We start from the raw sequence: 21,679 nt of genomic DNA, 5'->3' as shown, positions 1-21,679 counted from the left end.
GAATAAGTGGGCAACGTCTGGCGAATGTCTGGCGAATGTCGGGGAATACCACCACCCCGGCTTAGCTTCACTGTGGCGCTGCCCCATAGGTCTCAAAGGGGGCGGTGATGGTGGGACTTACGGAGCCCTTTAAAATCAAGGGCTGTCCCACTGTCTAACTGTTTTTAACCTTTTCCCGTGTAAAGAGAGAGATTAAAAGCACGCTGCGCGCAACGCGCGCGTAACGCGCAGCATGCGCACTATGTGCGCGCCTTCGTGTGGGTGGCTGGACGGTGGGACAGCCCGCGAACTGCGCGGGCTGGAGCTGGGCTGCCCTGCAAAAAATGCGGCAGGACAACAGCGGGACGGTAGGACCAAAGGTGGCGGATCATGCAGCCTTCTTCCCTCTCAACAGCTCCTGAATAGCCACATGGGCCCGGTGCAGGCGCTCATAGTACGTCTTTCTGCTGCACCTGCAATAAGCCATTTTCTGCTCGAGCAGGCTGTCATGGTTGCAGTAGTGTTCATGGACAATGATGTACAACTGGGGCTCTAGGTGCTTGTTCACGATGATCTCGATATCGGCAGACTCATCGAGCAGTACTCGACTTCCTCTGGTGCCTCGGATCAGGTCGCCCTGACAGTCCATGAGGAGCCCGAGCATGCTACCACCACCTGAACCGCCGAAACGCTCGCATGAGGTGTGGAGCTCTTGCGCCCACAGTTTCAGCATCTCATCGATATGCTTGATCAAAAGCATTCCTCCTTCGGCGCTGGCGGTTGCTGCTCCAGGGCGCTGGCGCGGCCCCACCCCTCGGGTTTCTGGTACGCCCAGGGCCGCTTGCCGCTCTTCGGCAGCGCAGCCAGCCGTCGGCGGCGCCACCCCAGGCGGTGCATGATCGACCCCACACGCATCTGCTCGGGCTTGCCCCAGTGCCCAGGATCCAGATTCAGCGCCTGGCCCAGCACCTCACTCCCAGTAACCGTCTCACCAACCTGTGAATTCTCCAGCCAGTCAAGGATCGGCCCTTCCCATTCATCCACCACGAAGCGATCTTCCTGCTCGGTAGTGAACAGCTCCTCCTCCTCGCGAGTGGCCCACCAGATGTCACCGGCCTGGTAGCAGAACATGGCCTCGGCCCACAGCTGGTCACGGACCCGGCGCAATGCCTCCAGATCTACCTTGACGCAGGCGACCGGCCAATAACGCCGGTTACCGGTGGCGTCCTTGAGGTATTCATCCTGGTTGGTGGTGCCCGCGAAAACACACTGGCGTGGCACGTCGCTTGTTCTTCGCCCATAGCTTTCGCGGTAGGTGTCGATGGAGGCCGAGAAGAACTGCTTGGCCTTGGTGCTCTCGGCCTTGTTGAAGCTGTCCAGCTCGCCCAGCTCGACGATCCATTTGCCCCGGATCGCCTGGAACGCGTCCTTGTCGCCCAAGGTAAACGGCGTGTCCATGAACCATTCGCCCCCAAGGATGCCCAGGGCCGTGGACTTACCCTCGCCCTGCGCGCCTTCGAGGATCATCACCGCATCCGCCTTGCAGCCGGGCTTCATCACACGGGCCACCGCCGAGATCATCCAGCGCTTGCCAACCTTGGCGCTGTATTCGTTCCGAGGGACGCCGAAGATCTCATGCAGCCAGCGCTCCAGGCGCGGCACACGATCCCACTCGAGCTTGGCCAGGTAGCTGCGCACAGGATGGTAAGCGTTGTCATGAGCGACAATGCTCACCGCTTCGACGACGTGGGAGGCCTTCACGCGCAGGTTCTTCTGCTGGGCCAGCCACTTCATCACGCGCATGTCATCGATATCGCTCCACTCACCCGGTTCACCTCCATAGGGTGCAGCCCGCAGACGCATGATCTTCGAGCTGAAGGCGTTGTAGCCGATCACTCCGCTCCATCGCTCATCGTTGGCCAAGATCAGCTCGACGTTCTGCATGTGGGCGATCAGGGCACCGCTTTCGGTCCTGGCCAGCATGTCTTTCCACCCCCCAGTAGCCGGGGGCTTAATCACCGCCGTGACCTGCCGACGAACCGCCTCAAGGCCTTCGGCACAGTGCAGGTCGTTGAAGTCGGTCCACTTGGCCTCGCGGTCGCCCGAGAAAATCGGGCCTACTACTTGGCCACCGACCACCACCGCCGCGTTGTTGGCCTTTTCCTCACCAGGATTCCAGGGCTCGCCAGTTGGCCGCTTGGTCTTCCAGTCGTCATCGCGGCAGATGATGATGGACCGGCCAGGGAAGCGCTCGCGCATGTGCTTGGCGACAGCCATCAGGTTGCCCGCATCGAAGGCGATCGCCACTGCCTGGGAAGTCGCCATGTGCAGGCTAGCGCCGGTGGCGTAGCCTTCACACACCAGCACCGGCTCGCCAGGCTCGGGGTGGCCGCCGATCATGTGGAACGCACCCTCCTTCGCCATGCCATGCGGCCAGTAGGACTTGTCGCGCCCGGTATCCGCCTGGGCCTCCGGGTAAATCACCTGCAGGCCGACGATGGCATTCTGTGCATTCTGCATCGGGACCAACACCGCGCCCGACTTCGGTGCATAGCGAACGCCGAAGCCGACCACTTGCTTGCGATCAAGGTAAGCGCTACGCCCCTTTTCGGGCATGCGTCTGAACAACGCTTCCGCACGCTTGGCCGCACGGCGCGCCGCGCTGGCGGCGATCTCCGCAGCCCGGCGCTTGGCGTCGGCCTGCCGGGCACGCATCACCTCACGCTCTTCCGGGGTCAGGCCACGACCGTCGGTTTTCACCTTCTGCGTTTCACCGAGGCGCCAGTCACCGAAGCTGCCGAAGATCAGGGTTTGCCCCTTGGCCGTGAGGTGCTCATGCAGGACATACCAGCCGTTCTTCTCCTTGCCCTTGTCATCCTTGGTGCGGCAGCGGGTCAGTTTGCCGAAGATCAGAGGCTGGTCAGGCTGCAGGCCGTAGTCGTGTAGTTGGTCAAGTACCTTATCGAGCATGACGAGCCCCTTGCTTCTCGTTCAAGACCTGGCAATCCGTGCAACGCATGCAGCCTGGGGCAGCTAACCGGCGCGCTTGAGAGATTGGTTCATCACAATCCACGCACTCCTCAAGAGAAACTCGCACAGGGGCAGACTTACGGGCTGCCAATGCGAGATCCAAGTGCCACTGAGCGCGATCATTCGCCAAATCAGCAATATCAGCCACGACGCGCCCCCCGAGTGGTCTGGTTGACGTATTCGGCGCGGCGATACATGCCGAGCAAGCCCTGGATGCCTCGGAAGACTTGCTGCTGGATCTCAGCGAGCTCCCGGTCATCGACTTTGCCGTCGCCAATGCTGCGTGCCCAAGTTTCAGACAGGTTGGCGACCTGGCGGAAAAATTCCGCAAGCCCCATGGTCAGGGTTTCGGGAACGTCATGGCTGTAGGCGCCGGAGAGCTCTTGCCAGATGGTGTCGCCGACGAGAGCGTGCACTGAGTCGAGTATGCGCGGATCCTTGGTCAGCTCGAGGATCTCGCCGAACTCTTGAACGTTGACGATGTGGGTCGGGTGGGTGGGAGACAGCTTGTGCTGGAGGGTGGTGGCGTTGCGGCCGGTTGTGGCAGCGATGGCGGCAGCACCGCCTGGGTAGTCACGTACAGCATGGTACAGCGCGAGTTCGAGCGGCAGCACCTCGCGCTTGGCGCGCTCGATGCAGCTCATTGCAGTTCGGCTCATGGCATTGTCCTTTTCGGTAGCCAGTGCCTGCGGCGTGTTGTGGTGAGCAGCGCCGCATAGCGTGAGAGAGTAATTAGCCGGCCAGCGAAGGGCTGATACGGCCTCTGGCCGGGGCGTCACTCCATCGACTGCCCCAGGCGAAACAGTTGCCTCCCGTGGTGAAGGAGGCGGCACCCAGGCTCCCTGCCTGGGCGGTGCGATCCTAGTAAACGGACTTATGTGGTGTGCCCGTCTACCTTTCACGCAACCCGGCAGCATGTGGTGCTGCTGCCGAGTGATGGGGGCGATCACTCGCCTCCCATTCAGGCACCTGGCAGTACGCCCTAAAGGCTGCCAGTGCCTGCGACGAGCGGTGGTGTTACACTCGCCGCGTGGCTTGAGAGAGTCACTGCCGGAACAGTCCCATGGACCAGACCGGCTCCCGCCGCCCTATCTGTGGTGGAGAAGGCGGCACCCAGGCATTCGTGCCTGGAACTCCGTAGTCGAGGTAAGTGGTTGCAGTGGTGTGCCCACCTATCTCGAATGCGGCCCGGTAGCACTGTGGTGGTGCTACCGGGGGAAACGAGGCGACCTTTAGGTCGCCTTTTTTCTATGCGGCCTCGCTAAGAGGCTGTGTTTCAGGTGGCGGAAAAATGTCTGGCAGATCTTGTCGCAACTCATGGGGCTTCACCGCCCCTCCAGTTGCCCGAGAGACAGCAAGGACACGCTCTGTCGGAACTCTTCCTGCTTTTACCCACTTCCACACATGCGGCTGCTTTACGCCGCAGCGCCGAGCAAGCTCCGACTGGTTGTTCCCGCAAGCCTCAAGCGCCCGCAGGAGGGCCTTAAGTTGGGTCGAGTCCCCCTCGGCCGTTGCCGTACACAGATTTTTCATGATGAGTTCTCCTCTGAACGACCAACAAATTACAACCAAGGGTTTAACCTGTCAACAACCAAGGTTGTTGGACAATCTATAACCTCGGTTTTAGCATGCCCCTATGAACTATCTCGACATTACAGAACTGCCTGAGCTCGCCGACCGCCTTGGTTACGCCATGGAGCAACGAGGGATCGTGCAAGAGCGACTCGCCGAGGCAACTGGCTGCTCACAAGCCACGATTCAGAAATTGGCATCAGGAAAAAGCAAAAAAAGCCGTTTTATAGCCGCAATTGCCCGAGCTTTACAGGTCGATGTAGATTGGCTGGAATTAGGAATCATGCCTCAGACAGGTAAAGTTGATCGAACGCATAAGCTACCCGCTGATGGAACACCGATTAAACTTGGTGAACTTTCAACTTGGGACGACACAACCCCTCTCGAAGAGGATGAGGTTGCACTCCCCCTTTACAAAGAAGTAGAAATAGCTTCAGGAGCAGGGAGAACCACAGTACAAGTAGATGAGGGTCGAAAAGTAAGGTTCTCTCGATACACCCTAAGAAAGGCCGGCATAGATCCGAAAAGCGCCGCCTGCGCCACAAACAGCGGCAATTCAAACCATCCCCTCATACTCGACAAGGCTACCATCGGCATTGACAAAGGCATGACCCGCATCGTGGATGGCCAGCTTTATGCTCTAGACCACGACGGATTACTGCGCGTCAAGTTTCTTTATCGTCTACCAAGCGGATCCATCCGACTACGTAGCTTCAACCGCGATGAATATGCTGATGAAGACTACACGCTAGACCAGGTTATGGAGCAACGGATTCAGATCATCGGCAGAGTGTTTTGGTGGTCAACCATTAATCCAGTTAATGCAAAATTACTTTAAAAACATAACACGAAGGATAGGAGCATGGAAGTTAAACCCCTTAAGTCGTTAATAGCGGAATATGGTGTATCATTCGATGCAAACACCATCTTGAATGCTCTAATTAACTCAGGGCATGTCAAAAATGAGGAGTACCCAAGCACGACCGGCAGCGGAGTCATGAAATCCTTCAAACGACTAACCACGGCCGGAGAACAGTACGGTGTGAACAAATCCACTATGCACCCCTTCAAGACGGAGCCTCGCTTTTTCGATGAGACCTTCCCACAGCTCTTGAAGGTGGTAGTGGATCAGCTGCACGCTGAGGTGGCGCAGCTTCTCACAGATCCGCGATAGCCATACAAATTACACCCTAGGTTATTGCCAGGCACTAAAACCTAGGTTATTTTTGCCTCACTCTTCCACCACAGAGTGAGGCAACACCATGCACACCACAGCATCACTGCACGTCCATCCGGCCGCAGCCACAACCGATCTCATCTTTGAGGTCCGTCGTCTAGCGCAACAACATGGCTGCGCGTTTGTCGCCACCAAACGTGTCCCCTCCGCGCCCGCATTCCGCCCCGCCTCTCCGACCACCGGGGGGCACGCAGCATGAGCTATGCACTGAGCCAAAACGCTTTCGTCTGCCTCAAAGCACAGACCAATCTGACCGGGCAGTTCACCCATATTCTCCGCGACGAGTCGAACGGCGCCCGCGTCAAGGCGACGGTACAGACCGAGGTCTATCTCGACCAGGTGACGGCTGTCATTCGGATGGGCTCAACGGTGAACAGCTTGACCTTGCCAGCGAACAGCCTCGCCAGTGCGCGCAAGATTGCCGCACACCTCGAGGCGATCGCCAACGGGAAGCTGGACACTGCCGACATGCCTCCAGTCGAGCAACTGCTCGCAGACGCGGCATAGGAGGCGACCGTGGAGAGAACCCTCGCACAAACCGCTAAGCACTTCGGGATCAGCCGCAACGAACTGATTCGCCGCATGCGGGAGAACGAGCTGTTGACCGAACGCAACCTGCCCCGCTACCCCACCCGTGACCGTGAGTATCTGCGGATCAAAGAGGGGAAGTGGTTCCATCCAGACGTCGGCATGCAGTACAGCGAGTCGACCCGCGTGAAGCAGGCCGGAATCCCCTGGCTGGCAGAGCGCCTGGGGCTACACCTTCCGTCACCACCGGAAGATAAGCGCTATGCGGCCTAGGCAATACGCGGCCCAGATCCTCCAGCTCAAGACCCGTGCGGAGCGCAACGCTGCGCTCCAGCAGGTCCCGGAAGAATGGCGCGACCTGGTACGCAAGCACTGTGAAATCACCTGGAACCATCCGTCACGCCACAAGCTCAGGGAGAGCCCGAAGCCTGATGAGCAACAACAACCAAATCGCGCTGCGCCTGCCGCACGCACCTGATTCAACCACGGTAGAACTGCTGTACCGAACGTTTGGCGACGTGCTGATACCACTCGACAAGGTGCGAGTGCAGTACTTCCGCAACCTCAACGAACAGACCTTCGTCGAGCAGTTGAAGGACGGTCGGATCTGCTTGCCCATCACCACCCTGGGCAGCAGCCGAAAGGACCTGAAGTTCGCCCACATCCGCCATGTTGCAGCCCTGATCGATAGCAGGGCTCACCTGGCAGACGAGGAGCAGTCCCGTCTCAACACCGAACACGACAAGCAGTAACAAGACTCGCAAGGGCCGCCACCACCGGCCCGCACACCACAAGGAGTAAGACCATGACGACCCAACAGGTCATCGCCCTCGCCATAATCTGCCTATTCATCATCGGGCTGTTCGCCTATGCCTATTGGCTTGGGCGCACAGCAGGCCGAGCCAACCGCCAACACGGCTTGCTTTCCAACTCCCCGCCCTGCGCAGGATGCAGCCGCCCCATCGACCAGGAATCCCCGCAGATCTGGATCACGGAGGGAAGCGAGCACGAGTTGGCCCAGACTCTCGGCGATGTCCCACTCGCTTCGCTCCGCGACACTCGCAGCATCAGCGCGCAAGAAACAAAAAGCCTCTGCTGCGAAGCAGCAGGCATTATTCATCCCACCAGCAGCCCCGCAGAAGCGCAGATACCCCACAACAAGCTGCGCGAGGCAGCGCCCGTTGATGCAACGCTAATCGCTAAAAATCGCCCGCACGCGCAGCCTGCCGAGGGGTATACGCACCCTTCCGCCGTCAGCTGCATCGTCGCCGCCATGGACACGACACTGGCCGAGCAAGCCGGAACCTACGCCACCTCGGAGCGGATGGCACAGGCGATTGAAGCCGCCCTGCAGCAAGCCGGATTCCTGATTTCAACTGATCACTACCTGGCCTTGCGTAGCCGTCTGGACGAATTGCTGGACGACCGCGAGGCCATGCACCGCAAGCACCACTTCACCGTCGCCAACCTTAAGCGCACAATCGCCGAGCTCGAGGAACGGATCATGTCCTACACCGGCCTGGCGGTGACCAGGGCCGACTATGACTTGCTGATCAGCGCCGCCGAGTCCTTGAAGCTGGCCGAGAAGACCTGGAAAGCCCTTCCAGGTACCGAGCCAGGGCGCAAACGGGCAGCCCAGCAACAGCAAGACATCCTGGCGCTCGCAATGCGTGTGCACTCCCAACTACGCAACACCCCGGCCGGCGCGGTTAGTGCGGGGGAAGCAGCATGAACAGCATTCAAAGAATTACATTCACCCAAACGTCGCTGGAGCATGCACTCGATGCTGTCAGCGGGCTCCACGAAATGAGCACCGAGCTAATCGCCCGCGAAGTGTTTCGGCTGATGCAGGAACAGGCCAGGGGCGGCTCAATCATGCCTATCACAATCTGGTGCAGCCGATCCGGGCTTTACCCCACGAAGCTCGATGCAGCTAGAAATGGCGAACAACAAGTTGCCCCTGCCGTGCTCATCGGATCAGACAGCCAAGTGAGCCTCGCAAACACCACCTATTCGGACGATACCGCTGGGATCACTGATGCACTGCCGACGGTGGCAGTCGAAGGCGACCAACTAGTGATCCGCATCACCACCGAATGCTTGCTGCACGCTGTCACATGCTCCCCGGAGTGGCCGACAGACGAAGCCGGATCGCCAATCAGCATCACCGACGACCAGCTCCTGCTCCAGGAAATTATCCATGAGCTGCAGCGCGAGGATGAACAAGGTACCAACCCTATGCACCGCTTGTTCGACGAAGCCGCGCTTAACGCATTGAACAATGGCAGCCAGGCGGTGGATTACGACGAGGCGCATCCATGAACAACATCAACCAAATGGTCAGAGTGCCCTGCGAGCTTCTGGAGCAAGCCCTTGATGCAGCCTTAGCAACTGGTATGCAGGACGTAGCGGATGAACTGAACCGTATTCTGACCCCCTCAGCTAAGAAGGATAAGCAGGTCGAGCCGGTAGCGTATGCGCTGTTCACCGAAAACGGAAAAATCCGCATCTGGTCGCGCAACCGTGAGGATGTTGGCATTGAGAACCTGCGGAAGGAGGGGCAAGAAGTGGTGCCGCTCTATACCCGCCCAGACCACAGCACACTGAACCAAGCAGCCCTGGACATACTCGCGGAACGTCAGCGGCAGATTGTGACTGAAGGCTATACACCGCAGAGAGACGATCAATACACCTCGGGACAACTGGCAGATGCTGCCAGCACTTACTCTTTCTGGGCTCGCACTTGGAACCTACCGCATGCCCAATGCACGCACGCTCCGACGATGTGGCCATGGCCCCCTGAAATGTGGAAGCCCAAATCTCAACGGCAGATGCTCATTAAAGCCGGAGGATTAATCTTGGCCGAACTGGAGCGCCTTGATCGTCAAACAGCACGCGAGGCACACCATGACTGAGCGCATCCGACCGCCAATGGCCTCGCACAGCCTCGATCTACCCGCGATCTGCGATGTTTGCGGCAAAGGCAGATCGACCCGGCGGCACACCAAATGCAGCCGGATCCGCCAACGGCGCGAGAGCGCGAAGTGGGCAGCCTACATGGCCAACGTAGACGCAAAGAAGCGACTCAAAAGATCGAGCAACACACAAGAGGCAGCGCAATGATATTCGACGCAATAACCGACACGCTGCCCACAGCAATTATCAGCGGCGTATCACACGAAGGATTTACGTGCTCAACCCGCGACGGGAAAAGGCTGCGCATGGCCCTTGTCGATGATGATGGCAACATCGTCGATGCCGGCCAACATGTTGCTCAGGAAGCTTGGAATGTCTGCATCCAGGTGCAGCATAATTTTTGGATCGGCCAGGGCCACATGCGCGTTCTGAGCAAGCCGATCCCGCTCAAGCCTGACAAAGCCGCCTAAATCCCAAAACCCAGCTGCCAGTCCCCGGTCTTGCGATCAATCCGAAGTAGCCGGGGCTGCCCCCCTTTCCCGACCAACAATAAATCAATTACCTTCCCTTCACGCCCCGCAGCCTGCATACCATGGTGGTAAACGACGATCCGCTCGAACGTCTCCCGCACTAGTTGCCGAACTCTCATCCTTGCGTCGTAGTCAAGAGCCTCAACGCCGGAGGCCAACTGCGCCCATGCCTCGGCCAGCCCAGGCTGATCGCGGCTCGAGATAGTCACCAGCTCTCGCTCAGCCTGCGCCACCTCTTTCCGCTTAGCTGCGTGCTGCTCCTCGAGCTCCCGCGCCTTGCGTACAAAGATGAGAGGCGCCGCGCCTCCTTCGGAAGCCAACAGCGCCTCCCCAACGCGCTCCAGTTGCTGCTCAATCAGAGCAACCTCGGCTTTAGCACCTGCGAGGCGCGCCTGGATGGCCTGAGATTGGTCGCCGCCCTCAAGCAAACTACTCAGGTTCATCCGATCCGTGCAATAGCTCATCAGCGCCTTCTCGATTGGCACGACGCTACAACTACCACCTACAGGGCAACCTTCGTTATGTGAGTAACCGACGCAAATCAGCCGCCGATGGCCATCGGCCAAGCTACCGTCCGCCCTGGCCTTGAACATCATGTTCTGCCCAACCACTGCAGTTCCGCAGTAGCCGCAATAGGTGATCCCGAGCCCCGTGACGAGACCTGGAATTTCCCCCCGCCCCTTTCGCTTCACGCGACTATCAACAAGCACGCTGAGATCCGCGAACTCTTCTGCGGTAAGAATTGGTGGGTAGTACCCTTCGAGCCGGTAGCTTTCCCCCTCCAGCTCGAGCACTTTCACCCCCATCAGAGCTGGCAATCTGACCAGCCTATGGACCTGCAGTGCAGTAACGCCCTTATCTGTAAGGGACAAGCCCCGCTGGGCCATCTCGCGGATGATCCGGACTGAGCCATATCCCTTGCGGAACAGCTCAATTACCAGGCGCACCCCCTCCACCCTCTCAGGAATCAGGCGAAACTCTTGCCCATCCCAGCGTAACCATTGCGGATCTTTGCCGTTTCGGATTACGCCCCGATAGGTCCCCGCAATCCAACCTTCGCACTGACGGCGAATAGCGGCCTTTACGCGCTTCGACTTTGTGTCGGATTCCTCATGGGCTCGGATCATCACCAGCAACGAATACACTAGGTCCATCGGCTGAGCCTTCAGACCAGCCCGGTTGTATTCTCGGCCGTCACTGGCGGTGACCACAGTGATGCCGGCATTGATGATTTGTGCCAGCTGCGCCTGGGCCTGGATCGGCTCGGCGCGACTCAGCCGGTCCAGGCCCTCAACGACCAAAACCGAACCGTCGGCGATTCGACCGTCCTCGACTGCCCGGAGGAAGACCCCAAGCGCCCCCTGCTTGACGTGACGCTGGTGGTAGGCAGATAACCCCTCGTCCCTGAGAGACAAAGACTCATCCAAAACCAGCCCTCTTTCTGCCGCCCAGCGCTGGGCGTATTGGAGCTGACGGTCGGCACTACTCCCGGTCGCCTGGCGTGGATCAGAAAACCGTAAATAGCTGTATACTCTCGCGCCGTTTTTTTCCATTAGAAAAGATTTAGCCCTAAGCTCTGATGAGGATCTACCTATTATGATGACAGAGAAAGCCCCACGTGTAGGTATGATATCGTTAGGGTGTCCGAAGGCCCTGGTCGATTCCGAACGCATCCTGACCCAGCTGCGCATGGAAGGCTATGAAGTCGTGCCCACCTACGAGGATGCCGACGTGGTGGTGGTCAACACCTGCGGCTTCATCGACAGCGCCAAGGCCGAGTCTCTCGAAGTGATCGGCGAGGCGATCAAGGAAAACGGCAAGGTCATCGTCACCGGCTGCATGGGCGTCGAGGAAGGCAACATCCGCGAAGTGCACCCCAGCGTGCTGTCGGTGAGCGGCCCGCAGCAGTACGAACAGGTGGTCAGTGCCGTCCATGAAGTGGTACCTCCACGCCAGGACCACAACCCGCTGATCGACCTGGTACCGCCCCAGGGCGTCAAGCTGACCCCGCGTCACTACGCCTACCTGAAGATCTCCGAAGGCTGCAACCACAGCTGCAGCTTCTGCATCATTCCGTCCATGCGCGGCAAGCTGGTCAGCCGCCCGGTCGGCGAAGTGCTGAGCGAGGCCGAACGCCTGGTCAAGGCCGGGGTCAAGGAGATCCTGGTGATCTCCCAGGACACCAGCGCCTATGGCGTCGACGTCAAGTACAAGACCGATTTCTGGAACGGCCGCCCGGTCAAGACCCGCATGCTCGAGCTGTGCGAGGCCTTGAGCAGCCTCGGCGCCTGGGTGCGCCTGCACTACGTCTACCCGTACCCGAACGTCGATGACGTGATCCCGCTGATGGCCGCCGGCAAGATCCTGCCGTACCTGGACATCCCCTTCCAGCACGCCAGCCCCAAGGTGCTCAAGGCCATGAAACGCCCGGCCTTCGAGGACCGCACCCTGGCCCGCATCAAGAAATGGCGCGAGCAGTGCCCGGAACTGGTGATCCGCTCGACCTTCATCGTCGGCTTCCCCGGTGAGACCGAGGAAGACTTCCAGTACCTGCTCGACTGGCTGACCGAAGCCCAGCTCGACCGCGTCGGCTGCTTCCAGTACTCGCCGGTCGAAGGGGCCCCGGCCAATGACCTGGGCCTGGAGGAAGTGCCGGACGCCATCAAGCAGGAACGCTGGGATCGCTTCATGGCGCACCAGCAGGCCATCAGCGCCGCGCGCCTGCAACTGCGCATCGGCAAGGAAATCGAGGTGCTGATCGACGAGGTCGAAGAGCAGGGCTCGGTCGGGCGTAGCTTCTTCGATGCCCCGGAAATCGACGGCAGCGTGTTCATCGATGGCAACCACGGTTTCAAGCCGGGGGACAAGGTGCGTTGCCGGGTGGTCGATGCCGACGAGTACGACATGTGGGCAGAGCCGGTCTGAAGCCAGATGTCAGGGCTGCCTTGCAGCCCATCGCGCCCCGTCCACTGGCGGGGCATTTTTTTGCATCTATGTTGTGAGGGAGACGGCCCGTTCGCGGGTACCGGAACGTCCCCCATGGAGGATCACGACATGCCGCCGGCACTGACGCTGCGAACCCCACACCTGAGCGACTACCCGGAGCTGGTCCGGGTCTGGGAGGCGTCGGTGCGCGCTACCCACGACTTCCTTCCCGAGTCCTACATCCTGTTGCTGCGCGAGCACGTGCTGCGCCAGTACCTCGATGCGGTGATGCTGATCTGCTGCAAGGACGGCAACGGACATATCCTTGGTTTCGCCGGTGTGGCCAACGGCCGGGTGGACATGCTCTTCGTCGCTCCCGAGCACCGCGGGCAGGGAGTCGGCAAGCGTCTGCTGCGCTATGCCATCGACGAGTTGAATGCCGAGCGCCTGGACGTCAACGAGCAGAACCCCCAGGCACTGGGCTTCTACCTGCACGAAGGCTTCGAAGTGACCGGACGCTCGGCCACCGACGGCTTGGGCCAACCCTATCCCCTGCTTCACATGAGGCTTATTCGTACAAACTCCTAGGGCTTGTTCCGAAGAGACAGTGCGCTTTCTCCGAAATGGCGCAGATTCCCAGCCCCAAGGTCGCCCGGGCGGGTACAATGGCAGCCTTTCCCTGCCCTCTTGCGAATCGTCTCCATGTCCGAACCCGTGCGCCTGTCCAAACGCCTCATCGAGCAGCTCGGCTGCTCCCGCCGCGAGGCCGAGTTGTACATCGAAGGCGGCTGGGTCACGGTCGACGGCGTAGTGATCGAGCAGCCCCAGTTCAAGGTCCTGTCTCAGCGGGTCGAACTGCTACCGGGCGCCCGTGCCGAGCCCCTGGCCCCGGTCACCCTGCTGCTCAACCAGCCCGCCGGGCTGGATGCCGAAGCAGGTCGGGCCAGCCTGGGCATGGCCACCCTCAGCGCGTCCCATGGCCAGCCGGTGCGGCCGCTGCATGGCCATTTCACCCGGCTGTCCTGCGTCGCCCCCTTGCAGACCGGCGCCAGCGGCCTGCAGCTGTACACCCAGGACTGGCGGGTAACGCGCAAGATCGACGCCGACTTGCATCGGCTGGAACAGGAATACATCGTCCAGGTCGACGGCGAGGCCTCCACCGAGGCCTTGCAACGCCTGGCCCGCGGCATCACCCGGGGCGGCCGTGAGCTACCACGGGCCAAGGCCAGCTGGCAGAACGAAAACCACCTGCGCCTGGTCCTGAAGAACCCCTTGCCCGGGCAGGTCGACGCGCTCTGCACCAGCCTCGGCCTGACCGTGCTGGGCATGCGCCGCATCCGCCTCGGCGGAGTATCCATGGGCAAGCTGCCCCTGGGCCAGTGGCGCTACCTGGCCGTCAACGAACGTTTCTAACGGACCACAGGCAATACCGCCACGCCAGCTCCGGCGTGGCACCTGAACAGGATCACCCAGCATGAACCACAACGATGTCCTGCGCAGCCTGCGCTACATGCTCAAGGTCAGCGATGCCCAGATGGCCGAGATCATCGGGCTGACCGGCCTCGAAGTCTCCGCCGAGACGGTCGCCAGCTACCTGAAGAAAGAAGAGGAGCCCGGCTACGTGCGTTGCCCCGAGCGGGTCATGGCGCATTTTCTCGATGGCCTGGTGATCCACCGCCGCGGTCGTGACGACAGCCGCCCTCCTCAGCCGATCGAGGTGCCGGTGAGCAACAACACCATCCTCAAGAAGCTGCGGGTGGCCTTCGAGCTCAAGGAAGAAGACCTGCACGCAGTGCTCAAGGCGGCCAACTTCCCCGTGTCCAAGCCCGAGCTCAGCGCCCTGTTCCGCAAGGTCGGCCATGACAACTACCGCCCTTGCGGCGACCAGTTGCTGCGCAATTTCCTCAAGGGCCTGACCCTGCGCGTGCGTGGCTGAACGACCATGCAGCATACGGTTTCGCCGGTCGGTATCGTGCGCTCCTGCTTCAAGGAGAAGTTCGCCATCCCCCGCCAGCCTCGCCTGGCGCCAGCGGCACGCGGCGTACTGGAACTGTTGCCGCCGTTCGACCAGGGCGATGCGGTGGCGGGGCTGGAACAGGTGAGCCATATCTGGCTGCTGTTCCTGTTCCACCAGGCACTGGAAGACAAGCCCCGCCTGAAAGTGCGCCCGCCCCGCCTGGGTGGCAACAAGAGCATGGGGGTGTTCGCCACCCGCGCCACCCACAGGCCCAACGGCATCGGCCAGTCGGTAGTGCGCCTGGAGGGCGTCGAGCCCGGGCGCCTGCTGCTTTCGGGGATCGACCTGCTCGATGGCACGCCGGTGCTGGACATCAAGCCCTATGTACCCTATGCCGACAGCATCGCCGAGGCCAGCAACCAGATGGCCGACGACGCGCCAGAAGCGATCGGCGTGATCTGGAGCGACAGCGCCCTACCCCAGGCCAAGGCGCATGCCTTGCGCCTTGGCGAGCCGCTGGTGGAGTTGATCGAGCAATGCCTGAGCCAGGATCCGCGGCCGGCCTACCAGGTGCCGCCGGTGGAGCGGGTGTATGGGGTGAAGTTCTGGGATGTACAGGTGCGCTGGCACTACCCGCGGCCTGGGCAGATCCGTGTGCTGGAAGTGGTGCAGGATCGCTGAGTTTTTCGGCGCCAGCGGCGACCCAAAGGCAGAATAAAAAAACGCAGGCCAAAACCAAGGCCTGCGTTTTTTTGCATTCGCCTTACTTCTCGACGAAGGCACGCTCGATCAGGTAGTCACCCGGCTCGCGCATGCGCGGGGAGATCTTCAGGCCGAAGCTGTCGAGGACCTCGCTGGTCTCATCGAGCATGCTCGGGCTGCCGCAGATCATCGCACGGTCGTCCTGCGGATTGATCGGAGGCAGGCCGATGTCGCTGAACAGCTTGCCGCTGCGCATCAGGTCGGTCAGGCGGCCCTGGTTCTCGAACGGCTCACGGGTCACGGTCGGGTAGTAGATCAGCTTGTCGCGCACCGCGTCGCCGAAGAACTCGTTCTGCGGCAAGTGCTCGGTGATGAACTCACGGTAGGCCACCTCGTTGACGTAGCGCACGCCGTGGACCAGGATCACCTTTTCGAAACGCTCGTAGGTTTCCGGGTCCTGGATCACGCTCATGAACGGTGCCAGGCCGGTACCGGTGCTCAGCAGGTACAGGTGCTTGCCCGGGTTCAGGTCGTCGAGGACCAGGGTACCGGTGGGCTTCTTGCTGATGATGATCTCGTCGCCTTCCTTCAGGTGCTGCAGCTGGGAGGTCAGCGGGCCATCCGGCACCTTGATGCTGAAGAACTCCAGGTGCTCTTCCCAGTTCGGCGAAGCGATGGAATAGGCGCGCATGAGCGGACGGCCATTGGGCTGTTGCAGGCCGATCATCACGAACTGACCGTTCTCAAAGCGCAGGCCCGGATCGCGGGTGCACTTGAAGCTGAACAGGGTGTCGTTCCAGTGATGCACACTGAGGACACGTTCGTGGTTCATGTTGCTCATCTAAGGGGCTCCTGAAGAAAGACGCAGCGCGGACCAAGCGCGCAGTTGCGCGATAGTTTAGGGGCAGCGACAATATCTGTTAAATGAATTATCAAGATATGTCTTATCGGTTATATAGATATGCGATTCACCCTACGCCAGCTCCAGGTCTTCGTTGCCGTGGCCCAGCACCAGAGCGTGTCGCGAGCGGCCAGCGTGCTGGCGTTGTCGCAATCGGCCGCTAGCACCTCGATCACCGAACTGGAGCGCCAATCCAGTTGCCAGCTGTTCGATCGCGCCGGCAAGCGGCTGAGCCTCAACGCCCTGGGCCATCAATTGCTGCCCCAGGCCGTCGCCCTGCTCGACCAGGCCAAGGAAATCGAAGACCTGCTCAATGGCAAGTCAGGCTTCGGCTCGCTCTCGGTCGGCGCCACCCTGACCATCGGCAACTACCTGGCCACCCTGCTGATCGGCAGTTTCATGCAGGGCCACCCGGAGAGCCAGGTCAAGCTCCATGTGCAGAACACCGCACATATCGTGCAACAAGTCGCGCACTACGAAATTGACCTGGGTCTGATCGAGGGCGATTGCAACCACCCGGACCTTGAAGTGCAGCCCTGGGTAGAAGATGAGCTGGTGGTGTTCTGCGCGCCCCAGCATCCCCTGGCCAAGGTCGGCCGGGCAGACGTCGAGACGCTCTCCCATGAGGCGTGGATCCTCCGCGAACAGGGCTCCGGCACGCGCCTGACCTTCGACCAGGCCATGCGCCACCACCGCGCCAACCTCGACATCCGCCTGGAGCTGGAGCACACCGAGGCGATCAAGCGCGCCGTGGAGTCAGGCCTGGGCATCGGCTGCATCTCGCGCCTGGCGCTGCGCGACGCCTTCCGCCGCGGCAGCCTGGTGGCGGTGGAAACCCCCGAGCTGGACCTGGCGCGACAGTTCTACTTCATCTGGCACAAGCAGAAGTACCAGACCTCGGCCATGCGCGAATTCCTCGACCTGTGCCGCAGTTTCACGGCGGGGGTCAGGCGCAGCGACGAGATCGTCCTGCCGCCCATCGCCTGATCACAGCAGGATCACGCCCCAGACCAACGCCACCATGCCCAAGGCCACCAGTTGCGCGGCGCTGCCCATGTCTTTGGCATTCTTGGACAGCGGGTGGCGATCCAGGGAAATGCGGTCGATGGCGGCCTCGACCGCCGAATTGAGCAGCTCGACGATCAGCCCCAGCAAGCAGACGGCAATGAGGATCGCCCGCTCCGCGCGGCTGACCGGCAACCAGAAGGCCAGCGGGATCAACAGCACGTTGAGCAGCACCAGTTGCCGGAAGGCGGCCTCGCCCTTGAAGGCGGCACGCAGGCCGTCCAGCGAATAGCCGGCAGCGTTGAGGATACGTTTGAGGCCGGTCTGGCCCTTGAATGGCGACATGGAGAGTCACTTCACCGGTAAAAGGCCAGCAGACTAGTCCAGCCCAGGTCAAAAAAGCGTGAATACACGGGGACTTAGCCGCCTGAGACCGACTCGAGCTGCTGGAGCAGCAACGCTGCCTGGGTCCGGGTGCGTACACCCAGCTTGCGGAAGATAGCGGTCACGTGGGCCTTGATGGTTGCCTCCGAGACATTCAGTTCGTAGGCGATCTGCTTGTTCAGCAGCCCCTCGCAGACCATGGTCAGGACCCTGAACTGCTGCGGCGTCAGGCTCGCCAGGCCTTCACTGGCCGCCTTGGCCTCGGCCGACACGTCGACCTTGTCGAAAGCCTGCGGCGGCCACCAGACGTCGCCGTCGAGGACCTTCTTCACCGCGTCCTGGATCACCTCTAGGTTGCTCGACTTGGGAATGAAGCCACTGGCGCCGAACTCGCGGGACTTGACCACCACGGCCGCCTCTTCCTGGGCCGAGACCATCACCACCGGAATCTGCGGGTACTGCCCGCGCAGCAGGACCAGGCCGGAGAAGCCATAGGCGCCAGGCATGTTCAGGTCCAGCAGGACCAGGTCCCAATCGGCCTTCTCGTTCAGGCGGACTTCCAGCTCGGCGATGCTCGCCACCTCGACCAGGCGTACATCCGCCCCCAAGCCGAGGGTAACGGCCTGGCGCAGGGCGCTGCGAAACAGTGGGTGGTCATCGGCAATCAGGATTTCGTATGTGGCCATCGATCTATGGATCCTGTTCTGTGCCAGGCGCAGGAAGGGATAAAAAGCAGTGCCTGGCGGGCAACTCAAGGCGCGAACGGCAGGGCCGCCGGCCGTGACGGCGCGGCGAAGTCCTGGGTAACGGCATCTTCGTCATGCCCGAATCGGCGCCAAGGATGCCGAGCACGGTCCGGGCGGTCAAGCCAATTGCCCGGTCGCCCCCGCCCCCAGGCTGTCAGCCCCGACAGTATGAACCAATCCGCCCCGCCTGCCCCTTGGACTATAGGAAGGTATGCAAACGCTGGTGGATGTCGTCCTGCAGGTCGAGCGGCAGGTGCCGCTTGGCGCTGAGGTAGTGCAGGCTGAACACGTCCAGATAGGCATCCAGCGCCTGGGCGGCGTGCTGGTCGCCCGCCAGTTCCAGGCACATCGCCGCCACTTCGGCGGTGCAGAAATGGTCGTCGCGCTTGGAGCGGCGCAGGCGGTAGCGGGACATCTGCTCGGCCTGCAGGCTCAATACCGGGAAACGGTCCAGGTACGGACTCTTGCGAAACATCTTGCGCGCTTCGGTCCAAGTGGCGTCGAGCAGGATGAACAGCGGCCGCTTGCCCGGCTCGCACTGTACATCGCCCACTACCCGCTGCGGGGCGACGAACTCGCCCGGGAAGACAATATAGGGCTGCCACTGGGGCTGCTCGAGCAGCGCCAGCAAGCGTTGGTCGACCTCGGTGCGCTGCCAGCCGAACGCCGAGGTGTCCTCGACCAGGTCGGCGATCAGCCAGCCGGTATTGGTCGGCTTGAGCGGCTCGGTGTCGTGCATCAGCAGGCACACGCCCGAGTTGGCCTGCACCCTGGGCTTCAAGGCACACAGGCAGTGACTGGCGATGACCCGGCAATCCGGGCAGCGGACCGCACGCGAGCCGCGGGCGATGAAGGGTTTGTTGCTGCGGGCCAGGCGTTCGGCGCGCAAGCGCGCTACCGCATGGCTCATGCTTGCAAGCCTCTGGACAGGGAAGGAATGGACACTGCGACGACTCGGCGGGAAACAAAGCGCCAGTCTACCAGAGGCCGAGCCATTTGCCGTGCAGAGCGGCAATCCGGTCCCTTATAATCGCCACCTGGCACAGATGCGCCGTCATGGAACGCAGCCCGCCGGCGCAGGTCAAAGTGCCAGTTATCGAACCAGGAGAGATTCATGCCGCGCCTTATCATCCCGACACTGAGCCTGCTGCTCGCCCTGCCCTTGGCGGCCCAGGCGGCTTCCAAGCAGGAATACGAGCTGAACCAGATGCTGGAGAAGGTTGCCAAGGAAAGCAGTGTCGGCACACCGCGCGCGATCAACGAAGACATCCTCGACCAGGGTTACACCGTCGAGAAGGGCAAGGCGTTGATCAACCACCTGAGCGTGCGCGAAAGCCATGCTGCGCAGATGCGCGCCAATCCGGAGCAGGTGCGCAGCCAGCTGGGTGACAGCGTGTGCCGTAACACGGGGTTCCGCCAGTTGATGTCCAAGGGGGCGGTGATGGTCTACCGCTTCACCGTCTACAAGACCAACCAGCCGGTCATGGACCAGGCCTTCGATGCCGCCAGCTGCGTGGCCGGCAACAAGAGGAAGTAACTCAGGCGATCCGACCGTTGTCATTGGCGCGCCGCTGTTCTTCATCGGCGCGCAGCTCGGCCAGCAGGGCCTGGAGGTAGCGTGAATGTCGCTCTGCTCCTTCCAGCCTGCGCCGGCATTCGGCCTCCAGGCTCAGGTGATTGGCCCGGGCCGCATTCTCCAGCAGCTGGTACAGCCGCCCGTCCACCTCGATGACCAGCCGACGCATACTGCCACCTCCTGCATCGAGACCTTTTCGCACTCCCAGTTAACCAAAGCCCCACGGTAGTTGGATCCCTTCCGACCAGTGGTCAGGGCGACGCAGGTGCCGAAGGTAAGCGCCGTGGTGTCTTGCACACCTTCCCCGGCACGATCAGGTGCCAGGGTCTAGATTGATAGCGAATACCCGTACATTTTCCGGCGTGCGAGGAGACGTCGAGGACGCGGTATGCTGGTCCTGGGACAACGACAACATGATGGACTTCCTACCACTGCACCATGGCCTTGAAGGCCTACTGCAATGCTCGGGATGCACACTCGAGCCACAGCAGCCGGCGACACACGCAGTGTCGCGATCGGAGCACGCCATCGGCCCGGTCAAGAGGTGTTGCTGCAGAAGGAGACGTTGAATGCCTTACCAACCGAACGAACTCTTGTTCAACCATTTCAGGGACAACGGCATCGACCTGAGCAAGATCGAGGAGCAATTGCAACTGGTCGCGCCGAACAGCCCCAACCTGCCGCTTTACCGCGACATGATGCTGACCATCCTGCGCATGGCCCACGACGACAGCAATCGCTGGAACGCCAAGATCACCCTGCAAGCCCTGCGCGAACTGGACCATTCCTTCCGTACCCTGGAGCGCTACAAAGGCCGGCGCAAGGTCACCGTGTTCGGCTCGGCCCGTACGCCCCTGGAACATCCGATGTACGCCTTGGCACGGGAGCTGGGCGCAACCCTGGCACGTTCCGACCTGATGGTCATCACCGGTGCCGGCGGCGGCATCATGGCGGCGGCCCACGAAGGCGCGGGCACAGAACACAGCCTGGGCTTCAACATCACCCTGCCGTTCGAGCAGCATGCCAATGCCACTGTCGACGGTACCGACAAGCTGCTGCCCTTCCATTTCTTCTTCATCCGCAAGCTGTTCTTCGTCAAGGAAGCCGATGCCCTGGTGCTCTGCCCAGGCGGCTTCGGCACCCTGGACGAGGCGCTGGAGGTGCTGACCCTGATCCAGACCGGCAAGAGTCCTCTGGTACCGGTGGTACTGCTGGATTCGCCGGGCGGCACCTTCTGGCGCGATGCACTGGATTTCATCAGCCGCCAGTTGGAAGAGAACCGCTACATCCTGCCCAGCGACCTGAAGCTGCTGCGCCTGGTGCACAGCGCCGACGAAGCGGTGGAGGAAATCAACCAATTCTACAGCAACTACCACTCCAGCCGCTGGCTGAAGAACCAGTTCGTGATCCGCATGCACCATCCGCTCAGCGAGGCTGCACTCTACGATATCCAGGAAGGCTTCGCCGACCTGCGCCTGAGCGGCAAATACCACCAGCAGCCTGACAGTGGGATCGAACACGAGGTGGGTAATTTCAGCCACCTGACGCGGCTGACCTTCGCCTTCAATGGCCGCGACCAGGGGCGCCTGCGTGAGCTGGTGGACTTCATCAATGTTCCGGAAAACTGGGCCAAACCCCAGCCAATGCATACGACCCAGCGCGCCAGGGAGGCCTTGAAAGTCAGTTGAGCC

At 61.2% G+C, this 21,679-nt stretch carries 28 protein-coding genes; 17 read left to right on the top strand and 11 right to left on the bottom strand.

Annotation, left to right across the window (positions count from 1 at the left end; all coding sequences use genetic code 11):
* Positions 1–367: 367 nt before the first annotated feature.
* The 5 genes from ACDI39_RS23765 to ACDI39_RS23745 all read right to left on the bottom strand — a co-directional run bounded on the left by ACDI39_RS23765 (position 368) and on the right by ACDI39_RS23745 (position 4,542).
* Positions 368–733 carry a PA0613 family protein gene (locus ACDI39_RS23765; RefSeq protein WP_486537107.1) on the bottom strand — a complete coding sequence of 122 codons (366 nt, stop codon included), beginning with the start codon at positions 731–733 and terminating at the stop codon, positions 368–370.
* The gene (locus ACDI39_RS23760; RefSeq protein WP_486537106.1) at positions 730–2,949 is read right to left on the bottom strand and encodes a virulence-associated E family protein; all 2,220 of its coding nucleotides are present in this window, start codon (positions 2,947–2,949) and stop codon (positions 730–732) included. The genes ACDI39_RS23765 and ACDI39_RS23760 overlap by 4 nt, the downstream gene beginning before the upstream one ends.
* Entirely contained in the window at positions 2,939–3,268 is a 330-nt protein-coding gene (locus tag ACDI39_RS23755) for a TraR/DksA C4-type zinc finger protein (protein ID WP_486537105.1), read from the bottom strand. The genes ACDI39_RS23760 and ACDI39_RS23755 overlap by 11 nt, the downstream gene beginning before the upstream one ends.
* On the bottom strand, positions 3,150–3,668 hold the full coding sequence (locus ACDI39_RS23750; protein WP_486537104.1) for a phage regulatory CII family protein: 519 nt from the start codon (positions 3,666–3,668) through the stop codon (positions 3,150–3,152). The genes ACDI39_RS23755 and ACDI39_RS23750 overlap by 119 nt, the downstream gene beginning before the upstream one ends.
* Positions 3,669–4,257: 589 nt before the next feature.
* The gene (locus ACDI39_RS23745) at positions 4,258–4,542 is read right to left on the bottom strand and encodes a YdaS family helix-turn-helix protein (protein WP_486537103.1); all 285 of its coding nucleotides are present in this window, start codon (positions 4,540–4,542) and stop codon (positions 4,258–4,260) included.
* Positions 4,543–4,645: 103 nt separating this feature from the next.
* Here ACDI39_RS23745 and ACDI39_RS23740 point away from each other — a divergent pair, with 103 nt between their 5' ends.
* The 9 genes from ACDI39_RS23740 to ACDI39_RS23700 all read left to right on the top strand — a co-directional run bounded on the left by ACDI39_RS23740 (position 4,646) and on the right by ACDI39_RS23700 (position 9,732).
* Positions 4,646–5,419, top strand: coding sequence for an XRE family transcriptional regulator (locus ACDI39_RS23740; RefSeq protein ID WP_486537102.1), 774 nt, complete (start codon positions 4,646–4,648; stop codon positions 5,417–5,419).
* A 24-nt stretch (positions 5,420–5,443) separates the two neighbouring features.
* Complete coding sequence (locus ACDI39_RS23735; RefSeq protein ID WP_486537101.1) at positions 5,444–5,755, top strand: hypothetical protein; 312 nt, start codon at positions 5,444–5,446, stop codon at positions 5,753–5,755.
* Positions 5,756–6,013: 258 nt separating this feature from the next.
* On the top strand, positions 6,014–6,325 hold the full coding sequence (locus ACDI39_RS23730) for a hypothetical protein (RefSeq protein ID WP_486537100.1): 312 nt from the start codon (positions 6,014–6,016) through the stop codon (positions 6,323–6,325).
* Between the two features lie 9 nt (positions 6,326–6,334).
* Positions 6,335–6,619: a phage antirepressor KilAC domain-containing protein gene (locus ACDI39_RS23725; protein ID WP_486537099.1), complete on the top strand. Its 285-nt coding sequence runs from the start codon at positions 6,335–6,337 to the stop codon at positions 6,617–6,619.
* Positions 6,620–6,777: 158 nt separating this feature from the next.
* Complete coding sequence (locus ACDI39_RS23720; RefSeq protein WP_253090907.1) at positions 6,778–7,098, top strand: pyocin activator PrtN family protein; 321 nt, start codon at positions 6,778–6,780, stop codon at positions 7,096–7,098.
* Between the two features lie 53 nt (positions 7,099–7,151).
* A complete protein-coding gene (locus tag ACDI39_RS23715; RefSeq protein WP_486537098.1) occupies positions 7,152–8,078 on the top strand; it encodes a hypothetical protein in 927 nt (308 codons plus the stop codon).
* Positions 8,075–8,668: a hypothetical protein gene (locus tag ACDI39_RS23710; protein WP_486537097.1), complete on the top strand. Its 594-nt coding sequence runs from the start codon at positions 8,075–8,077 to the stop codon at positions 8,666–8,668. The genes ACDI39_RS23715 and ACDI39_RS23710 overlap by 4 nt, the downstream gene beginning before the upstream one ends.
* A complete protein-coding gene (locus ACDI39_RS23705; protein ID WP_486537096.1) occupies positions 8,665–9,261 on the top strand; it encodes a hypothetical protein in 597 nt (198 codons plus the stop codon). Before ACDI39_RS23710 ends, ACDI39_RS23705 begins: the two co-directional genes overlap by 4 nt.
* Before the next feature lie 204 nt (positions 9,262–9,465).
* The gene (locus tag ACDI39_RS23700; protein ID WP_486537095.1) at positions 9,466–9,732 is read left to right on the top strand and encodes a hypothetical protein; all 267 of its coding nucleotides are present in this window, start codon (positions 9,466–9,468) and stop codon (positions 9,730–9,732) included.
* Here the strand turns inward: ACDI39_RS23700 and ACDI39_RS23695 are convergent.
* Complete coding sequence (locus tag ACDI39_RS23695) at positions 9,729–11,345, bottom strand: recombinase family protein (protein ID WP_486537094.1); 1,617 nt, start codon at positions 11,343–11,345, stop codon at positions 9,729–9,731. The genes ACDI39_RS23700 and ACDI39_RS23695 overlap by 4 nt on opposite strands.
* A 46-nt stretch (positions 11,346–11,391) precedes the next feature.
* Between ACDI39_RS23695 and rimO the strand changes: the two genes are divergently transcribed.
* The 5 genes from rimO (at position 11,392) to tsaA (ending at position 15,355) form a co-directional block, all read left to right on the top strand.
* Positions 11,392–12,717 (top strand): 30S ribosomal protein S12 methylthiotransferase RimO, encoded by a 1,326-nt coding sequence (gene rimO, locus ACDI39_RS23690; protein ID WP_486539032.1) that lies wholly within the window; start codon positions 11,392–11,394, stop codon positions 12,715–12,717.
* Positions 12,718–12,846: 129 nt separating this feature from the next.
* Positions 12,847–13,305 (top strand): GNAT family N-acetyltransferase, encoded by a 459-nt coding sequence (locus ACDI39_RS23685; RefSeq protein WP_225787466.1) that lies wholly within the window; start codon positions 12,847–12,849, stop codon positions 13,303–13,305.
* A gap of 114 nt (positions 13,306–13,419) precedes the next feature.
* The gene (locus ACDI39_RS23680; RefSeq protein WP_225787380.1) at positions 13,420–14,130 is read left to right on the top strand and encodes an rRNA pseudouridine synthase; all 711 of its coding nucleotides are present in this window, start codon (positions 13,420–13,422) and stop codon (positions 14,128–14,130) included.
* Between the two features lie 61 nt (positions 14,131–14,191).
* Entirely contained in the window at positions 14,192–14,653 is a 462-nt protein-coding gene (locus ACDI39_RS23675; RefSeq protein ID WP_225787379.1) for a YehS family protein, read from the top strand.
* A gap of 6 nt (positions 14,654–14,659) precedes the next feature.
* A complete protein-coding gene (gene tsaA / locus ACDI39_RS23670; protein ID WP_225787378.1) occupies positions 14,660–15,355 on the top strand; it encodes a tRNA (N6-threonylcarbamoyladenosine(37)-N6)-methyltransferase TrmO in 696 nt (231 codons plus the stop codon).
* A gap of 82 nt (positions 15,356–15,437) precedes the next feature.
* Here tsaA and fpr read toward each other — a convergent pair whose 3' ends face one another.
* Complete coding sequence (fpr, locus tag ACDI39_RS23665; RefSeq protein WP_225787377.1) at positions 15,438–16,217, bottom strand: ferredoxin-NADP reductase; 780 nt, start codon at positions 16,215–16,217, stop codon at positions 15,438–15,440.
* A gap of 120 nt (positions 16,218–16,337) precedes the next feature.
* Here fpr and finR point away from each other — a divergent pair, with 120 nt between their 5' ends.
* Positions 16,338–17,264, top strand: a complete 927-nt coding sequence (gene finR, locus ACDI39_RS23660) for a LysR family transcriptional regulator FinR (protein WP_225787376.1) — start codon at positions 16,338–16,340, stop codon at positions 17,262–17,264.
* Here the strand turns inward: finR and ACDI39_RS23655 are convergent, their stop codons facing one another.
* The 3 genes from ACDI39_RS23655 to ACDI39_RS23645 all read right to left on the bottom strand — a co-directional run bounded on the left by ACDI39_RS23655 (position 17,265) and on the right by ACDI39_RS23645 (position 19,322).
* Entirely contained in the window at positions 17,265–17,627 is a 363-nt protein-coding gene (locus ACDI39_RS23655) for a diacylglycerol kinase (protein WP_225787375.1), read from the bottom strand. It abuts the gene before it with no gap.
* Between the two features lie 74 nt (positions 17,628–17,701).
* Positions 17,702–18,352: a response regulator transcription factor ErdR gene (gene erdR, locus ACDI39_RS23650; RefSeq protein WP_225787374.1), complete on the bottom strand. Its 651-nt coding sequence runs from the start codon at positions 18,350–18,352 to the stop codon at positions 17,702–17,704.
* Positions 18,353–18,611: 259 nt separating this feature from the next.
* Complete coding sequence (locus ACDI39_RS23645) at positions 18,612–19,322, bottom strand: tRNA-uridine aminocarboxypropyltransferase (protein ID WP_225787373.1); 711 nt, start codon at positions 19,320–19,322, stop codon at positions 18,612–18,614.
* A gap of 204 nt (positions 19,323–19,526) precedes the next feature.
* On the opposite strand from ACDI39_RS23645, the gene ACDI39_RS23640 reads away from it, so the two are divergent.
* Positions 19,527–19,949 carry a quorum-sensing-regulated virulence factor family protein gene (locus ACDI39_RS23640; protein WP_225787372.1) on the top strand — a complete coding sequence of 141 codons (423 nt, stop codon included), beginning with the start codon at positions 19,527–19,529 and terminating at the stop codon, positions 19,947–19,949.
* 1 nt (position 19,950) lies between these two features.
* Here the strand turns inward: ACDI39_RS23640 and ACDI39_RS23635 are convergent, their stop codons facing one another.
* Positions 19,951–20,157 carry a hypothetical protein gene (locus tag ACDI39_RS23635; RefSeq protein ID WP_225787371.1) on the bottom strand — a complete coding sequence of 69 codons (207 nt, stop codon included), beginning with the start codon at positions 20,155–20,157 and terminating at the stop codon, positions 19,951–19,953.
* Positions 20,158–20,557: 400 nt separating this feature from the next.
* Here ACDI39_RS23635 and ACDI39_RS23630 point away from each other — a divergent pair, with 400 nt between their 5' ends.
* Positions 20,558–21,676 carry an LOG family protein gene (locus ACDI39_RS23630; protein WP_225787370.1) on the top strand — a complete coding sequence of 373 codons (1,119 nt, stop codon included), beginning with the start codon at positions 20,558–20,560 and terminating at the stop codon, positions 21,674–21,676.
* The last annotated feature ends 3 nt before the right edge of the window (positions 21,677–21,679 follow it).

The organism is Pseudomonas sp. Tun-23181 (assembly GCF_057415455.1).
The sequence above is the reverse complement of the archived record's forward strand: the minus strand, read 5'-3'. Positions and strand labels throughout refer to the sequence as shown.

Bases quoted from the DNA above. Each gene is read 5' to 3' on its own strand.
- ACDI39_RS23735 (WP_486537101.1), top strand. From the start codon at position 5,444: ATGGAAGTTAAACCCCTTAAGTCGTTAATAGCGGAATATGGTGTATCA.
- ACDI39_RS23730 (WP_486537100.1), top strand. From the start codon at position 6,014: ATGAGCTATGCACTGAGCCAAAACGCTTTCGTCTGCCTCAAAGCACAG.
- ACDI39_RS23645 (WP_225787373.1), bottom strand. From the start codon at position 19,322: ATGAGCCATGCGGTAGCGCGCTTGCGCGCCGAACGCCTGGCCCGCAGC.
- ACDI39_RS23740 (WP_486537102.1), top strand. From the start codon at position 4,646: ATGAACTATCTCGACATTACAGAACTGCCTGAGCTCGCCGACCGCCTT.
- ACDI39_RS23695 (WP_486537094.1), bottom strand. From the start codon at position 11,345: ATGGAAAAAAACGGCGCGAGAGTATACAGCTATTTACGGTTTTCTGAT.
- ACDI39_RS23630 (WP_225787370.1), top strand. From the start codon at position 20,558: ATGCCTTACCAACCGAACGAACTCTTGTTCAACCATTTCAGGGACAAC.
- rimO (WP_486539032.1), top strand. From the start codon at position 11,392: ATGACAGAGAAAGCCCCACGTGTAGGTATGATATCGTTAGGGTGTCCG.
- ACDI39_RS23700 (WP_486537095.1), top strand. From the start codon at position 9,466: ATGATATTCGACGCAATAACCGACACGCTGCCCACAGCAATTATCAGC.
- tsaA (WP_225787378.1), top strand. From the start codon at position 14,660: ATGCAGCATACGGTTTCGCCGGTCGGTATCGTGCGCTCCTGCTTCAAG.
- erdR (WP_225787374.1), bottom strand. From the start codon at position 18,352: ATGGCCACATACGAAATCCTGATTGCCGATGACCACCCACTGTTTCGC.
- ACDI39_RS23745 (WP_486537103.1), bottom strand. From the start codon at position 4,542: ATGAAAAATCTGTGTACGGCAACGGCCGAGGGGGACTCGACCCAACTT.
- ACDI39_RS23755 (WP_486537105.1), bottom strand. From the start codon at position 3,268: ATGACCGGGAGCTCGCTGAGATCCAGCAGCAAGTCTTCCGAGGCATCC.
- ACDI39_RS23705 (WP_486537096.1), top strand. From the start codon at position 8,665: ATGAACAACATCAACCAAATGGTCAGAGTGCCCTGCGAGCTTCTGGAG.
- ACDI39_RS23680 (WP_225787380.1), top strand. From the start codon at position 13,420: ATGTCCGAACCCGTGCGCCTGTCCAAACGCCTCATCGAGCAGCTCGGC.
- ACDI39_RS23760 (WP_486537106.1), bottom strand. From the start codon at position 2,949: ATGCTCGATAAGGTACTTGACCAACTACACGACTACGGCCTGCAGCCT.
- ACDI39_RS23635 (WP_225787371.1), bottom strand. From the start codon at position 20,157: ATGCGTCGGCTGGTCATCGAGGTGGACGGGCGGCTGTACCAGCTGCTG.
- ACDI39_RS23675 (WP_225787379.1), top strand. From the start codon at position 14,192: ATGAACCACAACGATGTCCTGCGCAGCCTGCGCTACATGCTCAAGGTC.
- ACDI39_RS23685 (WP_225787466.1), top strand. From the start codon at position 12,847: ATGCCGCCGGCACTGACGCTGCGAACCCCACACCTGAGCGACTACCCG.
- ACDI39_RS23750 (WP_486537104.1), bottom strand. From the start codon at position 3,668: ATGAGCCGAACTGCAATGAGCTGCATCGAGCGCGCCAAGCGCGAGGTG.
- ACDI39_RS23720 (WP_253090907.1), top strand. From the start codon at position 6,778: ATGAGCAACAACAACCAAATCGCGCTGCGCCTGCCGCACGCACCTGAT.
- ACDI39_RS23640 (WP_225787372.1), top strand. From the start codon at position 19,527: ATGCCGCGCCTTATCATCCCGACACTGAGCCTGCTGCTCGCCCTGCCC.
- ACDI39_RS23710 (WP_486537097.1), top strand. From the start codon at position 8,075: ATGAACAGCATTCAAAGAATTACATTCACCCAAACGTCGCTGGAGCAT.
- ACDI39_RS23655 (WP_225787375.1), bottom strand. From the start codon at position 17,627: ATGTCGCCATTCAAGGGCCAGACCGGCCTCAAACGTATCCTCAACGCT.
- finR (WP_225787376.1), top strand. From the start codon at position 16,338: ATGCGATTCACCCTACGCCAGCTCCAGGTCTTCGTTGCCGTGGCCCAG.
- ACDI39_RS23715 (WP_486537098.1), top strand. From the start codon at position 7,152: ATGACGACCCAACAGGTCATCGCCCTCGCCATAATCTGCCTATTCATC.
- fpr (WP_225787377.1), bottom strand. From the start codon at position 16,217: ATGAGCAACATGAACCACGAACGTGTCCTCAGTGTGCATCACTGGAAC.